1 protein-coding gene is annotated in these 299 nt (G+C 41.1%); it reads left to right on the forward strand.

Going from position 1 to position 299, the window contains the following annotated elements:
- A partial coding sequence (locus tag HMPREF2619_RS07195; protein WP_186821495.1) for a primase C-terminal domain-containing protein occupies positions 1-299 on the forward strand: 299 nt, incomplete at both ends.

Below are 299 nucleotides of genomic sequence, written 5' to 3' on the forward strand. Positions count from 1 at the left end.
AAGCCCAATTTGACGGTTATTTCAGGCTCTGAAGGGGTAAAACAGATTGATGAACCTTGGTATCAATTACTGATGAGAGAGGGGAATATCAAAGGTGGAAAAGCCTTGATGGGAAGAAACAACGTTCTTTTCACGCTGGCTTTAGCCAACTTCTCTTCAGGAATCGATCAGGAAGAATGTGAGGAGGTTCTTTCTAGTTTTAATGAGAATCTAGACGAACCACTCTCTTCAGCTGAATATCATAAGATTATCACAAGCGCCTACTCAGGAAAATATGAAGCTGCTAGTCGTGACTATGT

Origin of the sequence: Streptococcus sp. HMSC074B11 (assembly GCF_001808705.1) — a bacterium.
Lineage (GTDB): Bacteria > Bacillota > Bacilli > Lactobacillales > Streptococcaceae > Streptococcus.